Origin of the sequence: Clostridium sp. MD294 (genome assembly GCF_000364165.2) — a bacterium.
Classification (GTDB): Bacteria; Bacillota; Clostridia; order Lachnospirales; family Anaerotignaceae; genus Coprocola.
Genome location: NZ_CP097810.1, coordinates 2,417,600 through 2,434,062, shown reverse-complemented (window position 1 = coordinate 2,434,062; position 16,463 = coordinate 2,417,600). Strand labels below are relative to the sequence as shown.

Annotated in this window: 13 protein-coding genes; all 13 read left to right on the top strand. The window is 30.9% G+C overall.

The genetic code is table 11. From position 1 onward, the window contains the following. Nucleotides 1–9: 9 nt before the first annotated feature. The 13 genes from C820_RS12070 to C820_RS12010 all read left to right on the top strand — a co-directional run bounded on the left by C820_RS12070 (nt 10) and on the right by C820_RS12010 (nt 16,104). Nucleotides 10–1,185 (top strand): restriction endonuclease subunit S, encoded by a 1,176-nt coding sequence (locus C820_RS12070; protein WP_004033447.1) that lies wholly within the window; start codon nt 10–12, stop codon nt 1,183–1,185. Between the two features lie 92 nt (nt 1,186–1,277). Next, nucleotides 1,278–2,504: a restriction endonuclease subunit S gene (locus C820_RS12065; RefSeq protein WP_004033448.1), complete on the top strand. Its 1,227-nt coding sequence runs from the start codon at nt 1,278–1,280 to the stop codon at nt 2,502–2,504. Nucleotides 2,505–2,546: 42 nt separating this feature from the next. Beyond that, nucleotides 2,547–5,693: a type I restriction endonuclease subunit R gene (locus tag C820_RS12060; protein WP_004033451.1), complete on the top strand. Its 3,147-nt coding sequence runs from the start codon at nt 2,547–2,549 to the stop codon at nt 5,691–5,693. 420 nt (nt 5,694–6,113) lie between these two features. Continuing rightward, nucleotides 6,114–6,572, top strand: a complete 459-nt coding sequence (locus tag C820_RS12055; RefSeq protein ID WP_004033453.1) for a hotdog fold domain-containing protein — start codon at nt 6,114–6,116, stop codon at nt 6,570–6,572. Nucleotides 6,573–6,771: 199 nt separating this feature from the next. Then, nucleotides 6,772–8,040, top strand: a complete 1,269-nt coding sequence (locus C820_RS12050; protein WP_004033455.1) for a Zn-dependent hydrolase — start codon at nt 6,772–6,774, stop codon at nt 8,038–8,040. Nucleotides 8,041–8,072: 32 nt separating this feature from the next. Further along, nucleotides 8,073–9,455: a dihydropyrimidinase gene (gene hydA, locus C820_RS12045; RefSeq protein WP_004033456.1), complete on the top strand. Its 1,383-nt coding sequence runs from the start codon at nt 8,073–8,075 to the stop codon at nt 9,453–9,455. A gap of 50 nt (nt 9,456–9,505) precedes the next feature. After that, nucleotides 9,506–10,033: a DUF1097 domain-containing protein gene (locus C820_RS12040; RefSeq protein ID WP_004033458.1), complete on the top strand. Its 528-nt coding sequence runs from the start codon at nt 9,506–9,508 to the stop codon at nt 10,031–10,033. Between the two features lie 119 nt (nt 10,034–10,152). Continuing rightward, complete coding sequence (preA, locus tag C820_RS12035) at nt 10,153–11,664, top strand: NAD-dependent dihydropyrimidine dehydrogenase subunit PreA (protein WP_004033460.1); 1,512 nt, start codon at nt 10,153–10,155, stop codon at nt 11,662–11,664. A gap of 312 nt (nt 11,665–11,976) precedes the next feature. After that, a complete protein-coding gene (locus C820_RS12030) occupies nt 11,977–12,435 on the top strand; it encodes a hotdog fold domain-containing protein (RefSeq protein WP_004033467.1) in 459 nt (152 codons plus the stop codon). Between the two features lie 110 nt (nt 12,436–12,545). Continuing rightward, entirely contained in the window at nt 12,546–13,733 is a 1,188-nt protein-coding gene (locus tag C820_RS12025) for a CaiB/BaiF CoA transferase family protein (protein ID WP_004033468.1), read from the top strand. Between the two features lie 73 nt (nt 13,734–13,806). After that, nucleotides 13,807–14,661: a MerR family transcriptional regulator gene (locus C820_RS12020; RefSeq protein ID WP_004033471.1), complete on the top strand. Its 855-nt coding sequence runs from the start codon at nt 13,807–13,809 to the stop codon at nt 14,659–14,661. Between the two features lie 172 nt (nt 14,662–14,833). Next, a complete protein-coding gene (locus tag C820_RS12015; protein WP_004033472.1) occupies nt 14,834–15,418 on the top strand; it encodes a helix-turn-helix domain-containing protein in 585 nt (194 codons plus the stop codon). Nucleotides 15,419–15,432: 14 nt separating this feature from the next. After that, nucleotides 15,433–16,104, top strand: a complete 672-nt coding sequence (locus C820_RS12010) for a flavodoxin family protein (RefSeq protein ID WP_004033475.1) — start codon at nt 15,433–15,435, stop codon at nt 16,102–16,104. Nucleotides 16,105–16,463: the final 359 nt, after the last annotated feature.

The window sequence follows — 16,463 nt, the reverse complement described above, 5'->3', positions numbered from 1 at the left end:
GTACATAAAGTGACAAAAAAAGAGGTGAAACCTCATATTAGATTTGCTGGTTTTGAAGAAGATTGGAAGTGGCAAAATTTAGAAGAAATTACATCACTTATTACTAAGGGAACAACGCCTTTATGCAAAAGTAATAATGGTACAGTCAATTTTGTAAAAATTGAAAGTATTGACAATTCATCAGGTGAAATAACAATAACACAAAAAATATCACATGAAGAACATGAGGGAAATTTACGCCGTTCTCAGCTTAAAGAAAATGATATTTTATTTTCAATAGCTGGTACACTTGGTAGAGTAACATCAGTAAAATCAAACATTTTACCTGCAAATATCAATCAAGCATTAGCCATTATACGTATTAAAAGTGGCTGTTTGAAATATATAAAAACATATCTTAAAAGTAAAGCAGTTGCAGATTTTATCAGGAAAAATCCAACAATAGGTGCACAACTAAATTTGTCATTGGAGCAAGTGGGCAATATAAAAATTGCATTACCAAGTGAAAAGGAACAGAAACAAATAGGCTTATTTTTTGAACAACTAGATAACATTATTATACTTCATCAGCATAAATATGACAAATTGATTAATATCAAAAAGTCAATGCTAAAAAAGATGTTTCCAAAAAAAGGTTCAGATGTGCCAGAAATTCGTTTTAAAGGGTTTTCTGATAATTGGGAACGATATAAGTTGGAGGAGGTAGTGACAGAAATAGTTGCAGGTGGTGACATTGATAATAATTTAATCCGTGAAAAAGGCCGTTTTCCAGTTATAGCAAATGCTATTACAAAAGATGGAATAGTTGGTTACTATGATACGAAATATAGAGTTGAAGCACCTGCTGTTACAGTAACAGGTCGTGGATATGTTGGACACGCAAAAGTAAGAAATGTTAATTTTACGCCTGTTGTAAGACTTTTATCATTGAAATCAAATCATGATGTTTTCTTTTTGGAAAATGCCATAAACACTTTGAAAATTGTTGTAGAGTCTACAGGAGTCCCTCAACTTACTATACCACAACTTTCAAAATATGAAATATCTCTTCCTAAAACACTTGTGGAAGAACAAAAGATTGGCTCATATTTTCGCAATATTGATACTATTATAACACTTCATGAGCGTAAGTTAGAAAAACTGAAAAATATCAAAAAAACGTGTATTGAAAAAATGTTTGTTTGAGTAAATAATTGTTTTTTAAAAAGCAGTTTTGATTGAAATACTGTCTGAAAAGGAATAGGGAAAATTTAAAAAACTGCTAGGAGGTACATAAAGTGATAAAAAAAGGTGTAAAACCACAGCTTAGATTTGCTGGTTTTAAAGAAGATTGGCAACGATATAAGTGGTCAGATACTGTTGATATTTCGACTGAAATGGTTGACCCTAATACTAGAAAATACGATGAACTCCCACACGTTGCACCAGGTAATATTGAGTCGTTTACAGGACAGTTATATGATAATATTAAACTTGTAAAATATGAAAACTTAATTAGCGGAAAATTCCATTTTTATAATGGAGATATTATATATGGAAAAATCAATCCACAACTTTGCAAGTATATACTTGCAAAGTTTGAAGGGCTTACGAGTGCAGATGCGTATGTTCTAAATGCTAAGAATGGAATAGTTCAACAATACCTTTATGCTATATTACAAACGAGAGATTTTTTCAATTATTCAATATCTGTATCTAAGCGTTCAGGTATACCAAAAATCAATAGAGATGAGTTAAATGTGTATAGTTTTTTAGCACCATGTGAAGAAGAACAGAAACAAATTGGAAATATGCTTTTAAAATTAGATGATATTATCACACTTTATAAGCGTAAGTACGACAAATTGACCAATATCAAAAAATCAATGCTAGAGAAAATGTTTCCAAAAAAGGGTTCAAGTGTGCCAGAAATTCGTTTTAAAGGGTTTTCTGATAATTGGCAACAGCGTAAGTTAGAAGAAGTGGCAAATTATAGGCGAGGTTCTTTCCCTCAACCATACGGAAAAAGTGAATGGTATGATGGCGATGGTGCAATGCCATTTGTTCAAGTTGCTGATGTATCTGATGAAATGAATTTAGTGGAAGATACCAAACAAAAAATAAGTAAATTAGCTCAACCTATGAGTGTATTTGCAGAGAAAAATTCGGTGTTGGTTACTTTACAAGGAAGCATTGGACGTGTTGCAATCACACAATATGGGGCTTTTGTGGATAGAACAGTACTAATTTTTGAAGAATATAAGGAAGAAATTGATAATACATTTTGGGCATATATAATAAAGCAAAAGTTTATAGATGAAGCTCGAAAAGCTCCAGGAGGAACAATCAAAACAATAACAAAGGAAGCATTATCTGATTTTGATTTATCTATTCCAAGCTATCAAGAACAGAAACAAATCAGCACGTATTTCAGTAACCTTAATAACCTTATCACACTTCATAAGCATAAATTAGAGAAACTGAAAGACATTAAAAAAGCGTATATTGAAAAAATGTTTATTTGAGCAAACGGATTAAATTTTATATAAAGTAAGGGGGAAATCACATTGATTTTTAATAAGGAGTCAGACTTTGAAGAGGCTTTGATTAAAATGCTGTCTGAAAAAGGCTGGGAAAAAGAAGTACTAAAAAATTGTTCTGAACAAGATTTGTTACAAAATTGGGCAAATATTCTTTTCGAGAATAATAGAGGCATTGACCGTTTAAATGATTATCCTCTTACAGATAGCGAAATGCAACAAATTTTAGAACAAATTAAAAAGTTGCGTACACCATTGAAATTAAACGGTTTTATAAATGGGAAAAGTGTTTCTATTGTGAGAGATAATACTGATGATGAGCTTCATCTAGGGAAAGAAGTTAGTTTAAAAATTTATGACCGTCGTGAAATTGCTGCTGGTCAAAGCCGCTATCAAATTGTTCAGCAACCTAAATTTTCTACTAAGTCTAAAATGTTAAATAGCCGTCGTGGAGATTTGATGTTACTTATCAATGGTATGCCAGTAATTCATATTGAATTGAAAAAAAGTGGTATTCCAGTAAGTCAGGCATATCATCAAATTGAAAAATACTCTCATGAAGGAGTTTTTAGCGGATTGTTCTCATTGATTCAGATTTTTGTGGCAATGGAACCTAACGAAACAGTTTATTTTGCCAATCCTGGTACTGATGGTAAATTTAATTCGGATTATTATTTCCATTGGGCAGATTTTAACAACGAACCTATAAATGAATGGGATAAAATTGCCTCTACATTGTTATCTATTCCTATGGCTCATCAGCTTATTGGTTTTTATACTGTTGCAGATGCCTCTGATGGTACATTGAAGGTTATGCGTAGCTATCAGTATTTTGCAGCAAATGCTATTTCTGATAAGGTTTCTAAAACAAAATGGGAAGCTGGAAATCAGCTCGGTGGTTATATATGGCATACTACTGGTTCGGGTAAAACAATGACCAGTTTTAAATCTGCACAGTTAATTGCAAGTTCTAAAGATGCTGACAAAGTTATTTTTTTGATGGATAGAATTGAACTCGGTACGCAATCATTAAAAGAATATCGTGGTTTTGCTGATGAAAATGAAGATGTTCAAGCAACAGAAAATACAGGTGTTTTAATTACGAAATTAAAAAGTACTAACCCATCTGATACGCTTATTGTCACTTCTATACAAAAAATGAGTAATATCAAATATGAAGCTGATGGACTCAAAGCAGATGACATTGAGCGTATGAATGAAAAGCGTATTGTTTTTATTGTTGACGAGGCACATCGTTCGACTTTTGGAGATATGTTAATCACAATTAAAAAGACTTTTACAAAAGCAATATTTTTCGGTTTTACAGGAACTCCTATTCAAGAAGAAAATCAAAAGAAAAAGAATACAACAACTACTGTGTTTGGAAATGAGTTACACAGATACAGTATAGCAGATGGTATTCGTGATAAAAATGTTCTTGGTTTTGACCCCTATAAGGTTTTGACATTTAGAGATAGAGATGTTCGCAAAGTTATAGCATTGGAAAAAGCGAAAGCACAAAATGAGCAAGAAGCTATTTCTGATGCTGAAAAAAGCAAAATATATTACAAATATATGGACGCAAGTCAAATTAGTATGGCAGGACATTTTGATAAATCTGGAAAATATATCAAAGGCATTGAGGATTTTATCCCTAATGCACAGTATAAGACAAAAGAGCATACTTCTACTGTAGTAAAAGATATATTGGAAAATTGGGTTACTTTAAGCCATAATGGCAAATTTCATGCTATTTTTGCAACAAATAGCATACATGAAGCTATAAATTATTATCGCATGATAAAACAAATGAAACCTGACTTAAAAGTAACCTCTGTATTTGATGCTAATATTGATAATTGTGATGGTATTAAATTTAAAGAAGATGGACTTGCTGAAATAATTGATGATTATAATGCTAGATACAATCAAGACTTTACTATTCCAAAATTTGCAAAAATGAAAAAAGATATTGCAGCTAGATTAGCACATAAAAAGCCTTATGAAAGAATTGAAAATGAAACTGAAAAACAAATTGACATTCTCATAGTTGTTGACCAAATGCTTACAGGTTTTGACTCCAAATGGATTAATACATTGTACATAGATAAAATACTTTTGTATGAAAATATTATTCAGGCATTTTCACGCACAAATCGACTATTTGGACATGATAAGCCTTTTGGTACTATTCGATATTATAGAAAACCTCATACAATGGAAAGAAACATATCTGCTGCAGTTAAGCTATATTCAGGAGATAAACCTCTAGGTTTGTTTGTTCAACATCTTACAGAAAATTTGAATAAGATGAATGAGCTATTTGAAGATATTTCTGAGTTATTCTCTAATGCGAATATACAAAATTTTGAAAAACTTCCAGATGATGTATCAGTATGCAGAAAATTTTCAAAAGATTTTAAAGAGTTTAACTCATATTTAGAAGCAGCAAAAATACAAGGGTTTAAATGGGAAAATAATAGTTATATTGATGAAAAAACTGGTGAAACGATTGAAATAGATTTTGACCAAAAAAGCTATTTCGTATTGGTTATGAGATACAAAGAATTATATGATAGTGATGGTGATGGAACAGGAGATGAAGTTGCTTATGATATTGCTGGATATATCACTGAAATAGATACTGATTTGATAGATGCAGATTATATGAATTCTCGTTTTGAGAAGTATATGAAATTGTTAAAACTTGAAGGGGCTTTTGCAGAAAACGTTGAACAGGCTGAAGCAGAGCTTCATAAAACATTTGCTACATTATCACAAGAAGAACAGAAATATGCTAATATATTTCTTCATGATATACAAACAGGAGATGTATCTGTGACAGAAGGAAAAACACTTCAGGATTATATTATGGAGTATTTGTTAAGGGCAAAGAATGAACAAATTCATAGAGTAACTGTTGCTTTAGGTGTTGATGAAACAAAACTAAAAAATATAATGAGTTTGCAATTAAACTCTAATAATATCAATGAGTTCGGTCGCTATGATGATTTGAAAAAAACGGTAGATAAAGCCAAAGCAAAAGAATACTTTGAAAAGATAGAGAAAACAAAAATTATACCACCTAAAGTCAATGTTAAAGTTGACAATTTGCTTCGTGAGTTTATTATTAGTGATGGATTTGAAATAGAACTGTTGGAAGAAAATGAATAAATAGCAAAGTATTAAAAAAGTCAAGGGATTTCCTTTGACTTTTTTGTTGTTTCATTTATAATATAACGCTTTATATAAAATTAACATTCTAGTAAGGGGACAGTATAAAATATAAAACATTACTATTATTTTTATATATTAAAATAAAATTACTATTATAATCTATTTGATTTTACATAATAATTTAAAAAATAATAATGTAAAAAAATAATAAATAATGATATAAATCAAAAAAATAGAAGTTTAGTATATTGCTAAAGTGAAATGAAAAAACCCTTCCCTTGGTAGAATGTAATAAAAATTTTTTTCTAAAAAACAACAAAAAAATCAAAAATATTTGTTGACACTCCTCTTACTGTACGAAATAAAATGTAATCAATTAAAAAAATTTAATTTATTTAGTATAGAGGAGGAAATATTATGGTAGGAAAAAAAGTAGTACATCATTTAATGATGAGTGCAAAAGATGCACATTATGTAGGTGGTTTAGTAAATGGAGCAAGAATAGTTGACCAATGGGGCGACGTTGGTACGGAGCTTATGGTTTATGTAGATGGCGACATCAGTTTATTTTTAGGATATGAAAAAGTAGAATTTTTAGCACCTGTATATGTAGGTGACTTCATGGAATATCATGGTTGGATTGAAAAAGTAGGAAATCAATCTTATACTTGTAAATTTGAAGCATGGAAAGTTGCTACACAATTAGATAGAACAGATGCAGATTTAAGTGGCGTAGCAACACCTAGTACAGCAGCAACAGCTTGTGAACCTCCAGTACTTTGTGGTAGAGCAACAGGAAGCTTGTTTATTGCGAAAAAAGACCAAAGAGGTCCTCAGGAGTCTTCTTTTATGGATAGAAAACACCCAGGTGAGTAATTTTTTACTAAGGAATTTAAAAAAAAGAAGTAATTATTCTCCTTTTTTTAAAAAATTATCCAATATTTAAAATCAATCCATATTTTTAATAAAACATAAGTATATTAAAACAAATATCGAAGACATTTTTATATACACACAATATGTTAATTATTTTGTATTTTTGCTCCAAAAATAAAATAGAAAAGGAGAGATAAAAATGTATAAATGTGATGTAAAAAGAATGGAAGATAAAATTAAAACTTTTTCGCAATTTGGCGATGCAGGTCATGGTGGTATTACTAGATATTCTCTTTCTGAAGAAGCCATACAAGCAAGAGATGAATTTGTTAAGAGAATGACAGCAATTGGTGCAAGTATTGAAACAGATGATTTAGCAAATATTTATGCTACAATTGCTGGCTCTGACCCTAATGCAAAGAGAATTGTTATGGGCTCTCATTGTGATTCTGTAAAAAATGGTGGTAACTATGATGGTATATTAGGTGTTATGGGTGCTATGGAAGTGTTAGAAACTGTAGTGAAAGAAAATATACCTCATGTACATCCACTTACTGCTATGATTTTTACAAATGAAGAAGGTTCTGAATTTCCCCCTTGTATGATGTGTTCTGGTATTTTAGCACATGATTATATGCCAGAGCGTTTTAAAGATAACTTTGAATACAATAAAATGATGGCATCAAAATCTATATTAGACCCTGAAATGACATTTGGCAAAAAATTAGAAAATTTCAAATACAAAGGTGATATTTCAAATAGAATGTCACCAGATAAATATAAAGCATTATTTGAATTGCATATTGAACAAGGACCTATTCTTGAAGATGCAAATAAAAATATTGGTGTAGTAACTTGTGTATTAGGACAAATGATTTATAGAGTAAAATTTTATGGTTTTGCTGCTCATGCAGGAACATTCCCTATGAAAAAAAGACATGACGCTTTTCATGCTGCTGCAGAAGCATTGTGTTATTTGCATGAAGAAATTGATAAATTAGGATATGAAGATTTAGTGTATACAACAGGTGAAGTTGTAATTCACCCTTGTGTAAATACAGTTATTCCTGACTTTTTTGATTTCTCTATTGATGTAAGGCATGAAAATCCTGATGTATTAAATAAAGTTCGTGAAATTCTTGCAACATTGCCAAAAAGAGAATGGAAAGGCTGCAAATGTGAGGTTGTTTTAGGTTGGAATAGAGATACTGTTTATTGGAATAAAGAATTAGTTGGTTATGTAAGAGAAGCAGTAGAAGAATTAGGTATTTCTCATATGGATATTAACTCTGGTGCAGGACACGATGCACAATATATTTCTTATATGCTTCCTACTACAATGATATTTGTTCCTTCTGATAAAGGGCTTTCCCATTGTGAAGTAGAACATACTTCAGCACAACAATGTACAGATGGTGCATCTGTTATGTTAAATGCTGTATTAAAAGCAGATAAAGCAACTGATTAAAAATGCAAAGCAAAAATAAGGAGGTATGATATATGAGCAAATTTGATATGATAATAAAAAATGGTATGATTGTAACAGCATCTGACCGCTATAAAGGGGATATTGGTATTATTGATAGCAAAATTGCAGAAATCGCAGTTAATTTACATGATGATGCTGATAAAGTAATAGATGCAGCAAACAAATTTGTATTTCCTGGCGGTATTGATGGACATACCCATTTAGATATGCCTTTTGGCGGCACATTTTCCAGTGATGACTTTATTACTGGAACAAAGGCAGCAGCTTGTGGTGGTACAACAACAATAGTTGATTATTCTGTACAACCTCAAGGAAAAAGCCTTTCAGAAGCAGCAAAAATATGGCATGAAAAAGCAGACAACAAAGCCTGCATTGATTACGCATTCCATATAGCTATTACTGATGTCAATGAAAATACTATCAAAGAAATGCCTATTATGGTAGAAAAGGGATATTCTAGTTTTAAAGTATATATGGTATATGATGGTATGAGAGTAGAAGATGGCGAATTTATAGAAATTCTAGAAAATGCTGCAAAATGTGGTGCAACAATAGGAGTACACTGTGAAAATTATTATGTTATAAAATATTTAACAGAAAAACTTTTAACAGAAGGCAAAATTGAACCAAAATATCACCCTATATCTCGCCCTGCTGCCTGTGAAGGAGAAGCTGCAAATAGAGCAATCCGTTTGGCAGAAATGGCAGATGCCCCTTTATTTATTGTGCATAACAGTTGTGAAGAATCTATTTCTGAAATTAAATCTGCTCGTGAGCGTGGTGTAAAAGTAATGGGAGAAACTTGCCCACAATACTTAATTCGTTCTATTGATGATTATGAAGAACCAAATTTTGCTGGCTCTAAATACGTTATGTCTCCTCCTTTGAGAGATAAAAAAAATTGGGACTATATTTGGAAATCTATTAAAGAAGGTGTATTGCAAACAGTTGCAACAGACCATTGTCCATTTTTTATGGAACAGAAAAAATTGGGCATTGATGATTTTACAAAAATACCAAATGGTGCACCAGGCATTGAATTAAGAATGCCAATTATGCTTTCTCATGGACCAAAACATGGTTTAACTTATGAAAAAATTGTAGAAGTTACTGCTACAAATCCTGCAAAGGTATTTGGTATGTATCCTCAAAAAGGAACAATTGCAGTAGGAAGTGATGCAGATTTATTTTTGTATGACCCAAACAAAAAAGTTACTGTAAATGTGGATATGCTTCATGAAAATGTTGACTATACTACTTTTGATGGAGAACAACTTGACGGTTATCCAGTAATGACAATCTGTCGCGGTAAAGTTATAGCAGAAAATGGTGAATTTGTGGGAGAAGAAGGCTATGGCAAATTTGTAAAACGTGGAAAAGGCCAAATTCTTTAATATGAATTATAATTTATCTATTCAACTGATATAAATAAGGAGGATAGCTTATGACATCTGTTGTTGCAATTAGTCTTTCTACAGGTATTGTTTGTGGCATTTGGAACTTTATTGCACCTATTATTGGTATGCTCGGCTGGGGTGGATTTGGTGGTTGTACTGCATTTTTTGCCTGTCCTGCTGGAGGGGGTACAAAGTCTTTGACAAAAACTTTAATTTGTATTATTACAGGTTTTATATTGTCATCAGCTTGTGTAATAGCAGGAAATATATTTAATACTGCAAATTCTGCAATTATTGCTTCCATATTCAGTGCAATATTGTCTTATGTTGCAGTTGCAGTAAGTAAGTGGAATTTATGGAGCTATGTTCCGGGAATATTTTTTGGCTGTTTTACTACGTTTGCAGCAATGGGAGATTTTATATATGAAGGAGTACTCTCTTGTTGTAATGGTATCAATTTTGTAATATTGCCATCACTACTTTTAGGCGTTTTTGTAGGATTTCTTTGTGAACAAGGAGCAAATATTTTACGAAAAATATTTAACAAAGAACAAAACCAAAACATAGATGCTTAAATAAATGAATATCATTTTTCAAATATAAATACTGCTTGCCATTGTGGAAAAGAGGCTGTTTTCTGCAATGGCATTTTTTAAAAAAATAATAATCAGTAAAATTAAAGGAGGAAGAAATTATGATTTTAAACAAAACTGTAGATATGTCTGAAGTAGCTCGTTGTTTACTTTGTCATGAACCTGCCTGTACAAAAGCCTGTCCAAAAGGGATTTCTGTTGGAGATATTATACGTAGTTTGTATTTTGATAATATAGATGGTGCTGTATTAAAAATGAGTGAAAGCTGTAATAATTGTGATGCTCCTTGTGAAAGAGCATGTGTAAAAGGAAAAAAATCACATTCTGTCGCAATTAAAAATGTGATGACTGCTTTAGAAAAAGATGCAAAAAATGAAAAAATTATTTCTTATAAAAATATTGATTTAAGTGCTTCTATTTGTGGTGTAAAACTAGAAAATCCATTTTTACTTTCTTCTTCCGTTGTAGCAAGCAATTATGAAATGTGTGCAAAAGCATTAAAAATGGGGTGGGCAGGTATTGTTTTTAAAACGATACAAGATTTTGAACAAAATGACTGTTCTCCTCGTTTTTCTGCAACAAAAAAACAAAATGGTTCTTTTTATGGTTTTAAAAATATTGAAGAGTTATCTCATAATACGGTTGAAGAAGATATGAAAATTTTGAGTCAATTGAAAAAAGATTTCCCTACAAAAATAATTGTTGCATCTATTATGGGACGAAATGAAGAAGAATGGACATCTATTGCAAAAGCGTGTGAACAAGCAGGCGTTGATGTTATAGAATGTAATTTTTCCTGTCCAAATTTAGAAAATTCTGATATTGGTATTACAATTGGTCAAGATGAAGAACTTATTGAACGTTTTACAAGAGCGACAAAAAAAGGCACAAAATTGCCAGTATTAGCAAAAATGACACCTAATGTTGCAGATATGGTACCATTTGCTCGTGCAGCAAAAAGAGGTGGTGCAGATGGCATTGCTGCAATTAATACTATTCGCAGTATTACCGGCGTAGATTTGAAAGAGTGTGTTGCAGAGCCTGCTGTAAATGGACGTTCTATGATTGGTGGATATTCTGGTGTTGCTGTAAAACCGATTGCTTTACGTTTTATTTGTGATATGGCAAATGATAGTGAATTAGAACTTCCTATTAGTGGTATGGGAGGTATTGAAACATGGCATGATGGATTAGAGTTTTTACTTTTGGGTGCAGAAAGCCTTCAAGTAACTACTTCTGTTATGGAATATGGTTATCGTGTAATAGAGGATATGTTAGACGGATTAAAACGTTATATGGGAGAAAAAGGAATACAAAGAGTATCTGATTTGATAGGTGGTGCAAAAAATACAGTTGTTGCTCCTCCAGAAGTAGAAAGATTTACTTGTTTATTCCCTGCTTTTGATTTAGAAAAATGTGTAGGTTGTGGTCGTTGTTATATTTCTTGTTATGATGGTGGTCATCAGGCAATTGATTTTGACACCAGTACTAAAATTCCAAAACTGAACGGAAGTAAATGTGTGGGCTGTCATCTTTGTAAATTGGTATGTCCTTCTAATGCAATTGGTACTGTAGAACAACGTATTAAAATTCCGGCAAATAAAAAAAATTAACGGCACGTTAAAAAAACTCTCCCAATAATATTATGAAATGAGAAACAATATAGTGTTATTTTTAAATAAAATAATATCAAATTTTATAATACTTTAATAAAATAGGCGAAAATATCGCCTATTTTTATTGAGCAAATATAATTTTAAAACCCTCCCCTTACTAGAGTTTTTGAAATATTTCTTTTAAAAATTTTATAAAAAAATTAAAACTCATTATTGACATTCCTTTTGATGGAACAAATAAAATCATATTAAAGCAAAACAAAAGTTTCGCTATCTATGATTATAAAATGATAAGGAGGAATTATTATTATGGTAGGTAAAAAAGTGGTACATCATTTAATGATGAGTGCAAAAGATGCACATTATGTAGGTGGTTTAGTAAATGGTGCAAGAATTGTAAATCAATGGGGCGATGTTGGCACGGAGCTTATGGTTTATGTAGATGGTGACATCAGCTTGTTTTTAGGATATGAAAATATTGAATTTTTAGCACCTGTATATGTAGGTGACTTCATGGAATATCATGGCTGGATTGAAAAAGTAGGAAATCAATCTTATACTTGTAAATTTGAGGCATGGAAAGTTGCTACACAATTAGATAGAACAGATGCTGATTTAAGTGGCGTAGCAACACCTGGTACAGCAGCAACAGCTTGTGAACCTCCAGTACTTTGTGGTAGAGCAACAGGAAGCTTGTTTATTGCGAAAAAAGACCAAAGAGGTCCTCAAGAAAGTACTTTCATGGATAGAAAACACCCAGGAGAATAATTATGTTAATGTAAATAAAAATCTTTTTATAAATTTTGGTAGTTTGAGAAGGAGCACAAACGCTCCTTCTTTTTCCTAAAATTTTTCTAAAAATAGGGGAGGAATGACTTATGAAAAGACCTTTAGAAGGAATTCGTGTTCTTGACTTAACACAAGCATATAGTGGACCATTTTGTACAATGAATTTAGCAGACCATGGTGCAGAAGTTATTAAAATTGAAACTCCACAAAAAGGCGACCAAACTCGTAATTGGGGTCCTATGAAAAATGGGTATAGTGGATATTATGCTTATATCAATCGTAACAAAAAAGGAATGACTTTAAATTTAAAAACAGAAGAAGGAAAACAAATTTTTACAGAATTGCTCAAAACAGCAGATGTTGTTTGTGAAAATTATAAAGTAGGTGTATTAGAACGTTTAGGATTTTCTTATGAAAAAATGAAAGAAATTAATCCTCGTATTATATATGGTTCTATAAGCGGATTTGGTTTAACAGGAGAGTTATCTATGCGTCCTGCTTATGATATTGTTGCACAAGCAATGAGCGGAATGATGAGTGTAACTGGATTTGAAGATGGTCCTCCTTGTAAAATAGGTCCTTCTGTAGGAGATAATTATAGTGGTGCTTATCTTTGTATGGGTATTTTAATGGCACTGTATGAAAGAGAAAAAACAGGTTTTGGACGTCGCATTGATGTTTCTATGATGGATACTTTATTTTCTGTTATGGAAAACTTTGTTGTAGAATATACTGTTGAAGGAAAAACACCACATCGTGCAGGAAATCAAGACCCTTCTATTGCTCCTTTTGACTCTTTCAAAGGAAAAGATGGAGATTTTGTTATGGGCTGTGGAACTGATAAAATGTATGCTGCTCTTTGTGGTGCTATGAATAGAGAAGATTTAATTGATGATCCTCGTTTTGTAACAAATTTGCTACGATGTGAAAATTATAAAGAATTAAAACCAATTATAGAACAATGGACTACAACAAAAACAGTAAAAGAATTAGAAGAAATTATTTCTGGATTGTCTATTCCTTTTGGTGAGATTTTAAGCATTCCTCAAGCAGCAGAGCACCCTCAAACAAAGGAAAGAAATATGTTATGGAAAGTATATCAACCTGGTATGGAACAAGAAATTCGTATTCCTGGCACTCCTATTAAAATTCATGGTGAAATAGATATGCCTCAAAAAGCTGCTCCTATTTTGGGAGAAGATAATACTGCTATATTGGAACAAATTGGTTATCAAAAGCTAGATGTAGAACAATTAAAATATAAAAATGTGATTTAATATTATTTTAAACAACCTTTCATGATATAATACAAGTTCAAGGATTGAATTTTAATAGAAAGGGAGAAGTGATATGGCACAACAGAAAAAAACATATTTGATAGGCGAAGTATCTAAATTATGCAATATTTCCGTAAAAACGTTACGTTATTACGATAAAATTGGTTTGCTAGTACCAGAATATCGAAAGGATAATAAATATCGTTATTATACTCATGAGCAAATTTTAACGATATTTATTATTTATAAACTTCGTTTATTGAATGTTCCTTTAAAAGAAATTAAAAAAATTGTATCTCAAAAAGATATGAATATCATGAAAGAATGTATACAGCAACGATTGTATGAAATCAATAAAACCATTGAGTCATTAAATGACCAGTATGCAGAAGGAGAACTTTTACTAGAACGTTTAGAAAAAGGTTATAACCTTTTAGAAGCGAGGCAAGATGGTTGGACAACAGAAAGTATACAAATTGAAGAAATACAAAAAATTCCTGTTATGTTTACAAGAAGTATTAAAAAAAATTATAGAAATAGCGATGTTTCTGTTGACAGATGGTTTGAATTGTTTGAAATGGTAACATGTCAAAAATTACGTGTAACAGGCTCTTTTATTCTAACATACCATAATAAACCTTTAGAACAGTTTTATCAAAATGATTGTGATTTAGAAATCAGTATTCAAGTAAATGAAAAAATTGACTCTCCTATGTCAAAAATGTTTGGAGGTTTTACTGCAGTAACAGCATTGCATATTGGCAGAAATGAAGATATTATTCAAACGCATATTAAAGCAATTAAATGGTTAAATCAAAATAATTATATTATTATAGGGCCAATTTCTGAAGAATATATCATTTCGCCTGTAGACGTTTCAAATGAAGATGACCATATTACAAAAGTGATTATTCCAATAAAAAAATAATATATTATAATGAATGAAAAAGAACGAGTAAATTTTGTATGTTACGAGTTCTTTTTTTTATTTGAAAAATAGTAATTCTAATAACAAATTTATAAAATATAACTCTACGATTGGTAGGTTGTAGTTTTTGTTTCTGAATGGTATTGTGTTACTAAAGGGGGTTGAATAAAAAATGAAGCATTATATTACAGGTACTACAATTAAAACACTTAGAGAAAAGCAGCATATGACACAATCTCAATTAGCAACAAAATTGTGCGTCAGTGATAAAACAATATCAAAGTGGGAAACAGGTCGAGGACTTCCAGATATTTCTTTAATTGAGCCTTTGGCTAGTGTATTACAGGTGTCTGTACCAGAATTATTATCTGGTGAATTGATTATCAATAAAAATCGTTCAGCAAATATTTTAAAGTCAAATTTGTATGTTTGTCCAATATGTGGTAATATTTTTCACTCTACAGGAATTGCTTTAATTTCCTGCTGTGGCATAACTTTACCACCATTAGAAGCAGAAATTGCTGACAATGAACATCAATTAAATTGTGAAATAATAGAAAATGAATATTTTTTATCAGCTAAACATGATATGACAAAAACACATTATATTTCATTTATAGCATATTGCACTGATAATCATTTTGAAATAGTAAAATTATATCCAGAAGGAAATATTGAGGCAAGATTTTTAAGTCGAGGACAGGGAATTTTTTTCTGGTATTGTAACCATCATGGATTATTTTGTAAAAAGATTTAGAAAGGAAGATATTTATGAAAGTAACAGTATTTAATGGAAGTCCTGCGGGGGAAAATAGTGCAACAAATGTCATTGCAACTTCTTTTTTAAAAGGAGCATCACAAGCTGGAGCAGTAACAAAAAATATCTATTTAAAAGAATATCATATTACACAATGTCAGGGTTGTTTTTACTGTTGGTTTTCAACACCTGGAAAATGTAGACTACATGACGATATGGAACAACTTTTAAAATACTACCAACAATCCGATATTATTTGTTTTGCTACACCAGTATATACTTGGAACATGACTGCTTTGTTAAAAAATTTTGTAGACCGTCTTGCTCCATTAAAGTGTCCTCAAATTGTAGAAAAACAAGGGCACTTTGACCTTAAAAATGAACATACTAAAACACAAAAATTTGTTGTTTTATCTAATTGTGGATTTCCAGGAGAAAATAATTTCGATATTATGAAAGCTGTTTTTTCTTGTTGTAATCCGTCACTTGAAATTTATAGAAATTGTGGTAAATTGCTTAAAAGTAAATCTCCGCTTGCACAAAATATAGTTCATAATTGGCTGCAAAGTGTAGAACAAGCAGGGAAAGAAATGGTTTCACAAGGAAATATTACAAATGATACAAAAATAGCTTTAAATATGCCACTAATGTCTATTGAGGAATATATTTCTTTTATTGGTATGTAGATAGTTATAATGAAGTTTATACTATTACAATTTTTTTGACAGATATTTTAAGTAACAATAAAAGCAATAAAATGAAAAATGTATAAATCAATAAACAAATAACAATACCGCTGTCAAATGATAGTGGTATTGTTATATATAAATGAAAAAGAATAGCAAACAATCTGTTTTGTAATGTATTGTAAAATAAAAAATAGAAAATTATAATCGCAATTTTTTAATTTTATAATATATATAAAAACTTTTAAGCCAACGTGGACATTTAGAAAGAAGTAGATTATAATGGAAATTGAAATATAAAATGTTGGTTGTCTATACAATATATAGTAATAAATATAGTAATTAAAATAATAGAACTC

Bases quoted from the DNA above. Each gene is read 5' to 3' on its own strand.
- C820_RS12050 (WP_004033455.1), top strand. From the start codon at position 6,772: ATGTATAAATGTGATGTAAAAAGAATGGAAGATAAAATTAAAACTTTT.
- C820_RS12025 (WP_004033468.1), top strand. From the start codon at position 12,546: ATGAAAAGACCTTTAGAAGGAATTCGTGTTCTTGACTTAACACAAGCA.
- C820_RS12020 (WP_004033471.1), top strand. From the start codon at position 13,807: ATGGCACAACAGAAAAAAACATATTTGATAGGCGAAGTATCTAAATTA.
- C820_RS12055 (WP_004033453.1), top strand. From the start codon at position 6,114: ATGGTAGGAAAAAAAGTAGTACATCATTTAATGATGAGTGCAAAAGAT.
- preA (WP_004033460.1), top strand. From the start codon at position 10,153: ATGATTTTAAACAAAACTGTAGATATGTCTGAAGTAGCTCGTTGTTTA.
- C820_RS12030 (WP_004033467.1), top strand. From the start codon at position 11,977: ATGGTAGGTAAAAAAGTGGTACATCATTTAATGATGAGTGCAAAAGAT.
- C820_RS12015 (WP_004033472.1), top strand. From the start codon at position 14,834: ATGAAGCATTATATTACAGGTACTACAATTAAAACACTTAGAGAAAAG.
- C820_RS12010 (WP_004033475.1), top strand. From the start codon at position 15,433: ATGAAAGTAACAGTATTTAATGGAAGTCCTGCGGGGGAAAATAGTGCA.
- hydA (WP_004033456.1), top strand. From the start codon at position 8,073: ATGAGCAAATTTGATATGATAATAAAAAATGGTATGATTGTAACAGCA.
- C820_RS12040 (WP_004033458.1), top strand. From the start codon at position 9,506: ATGACATCTGTTGTTGCAATTAGTCTTTCTACAGGTATTGTTTGTGGC.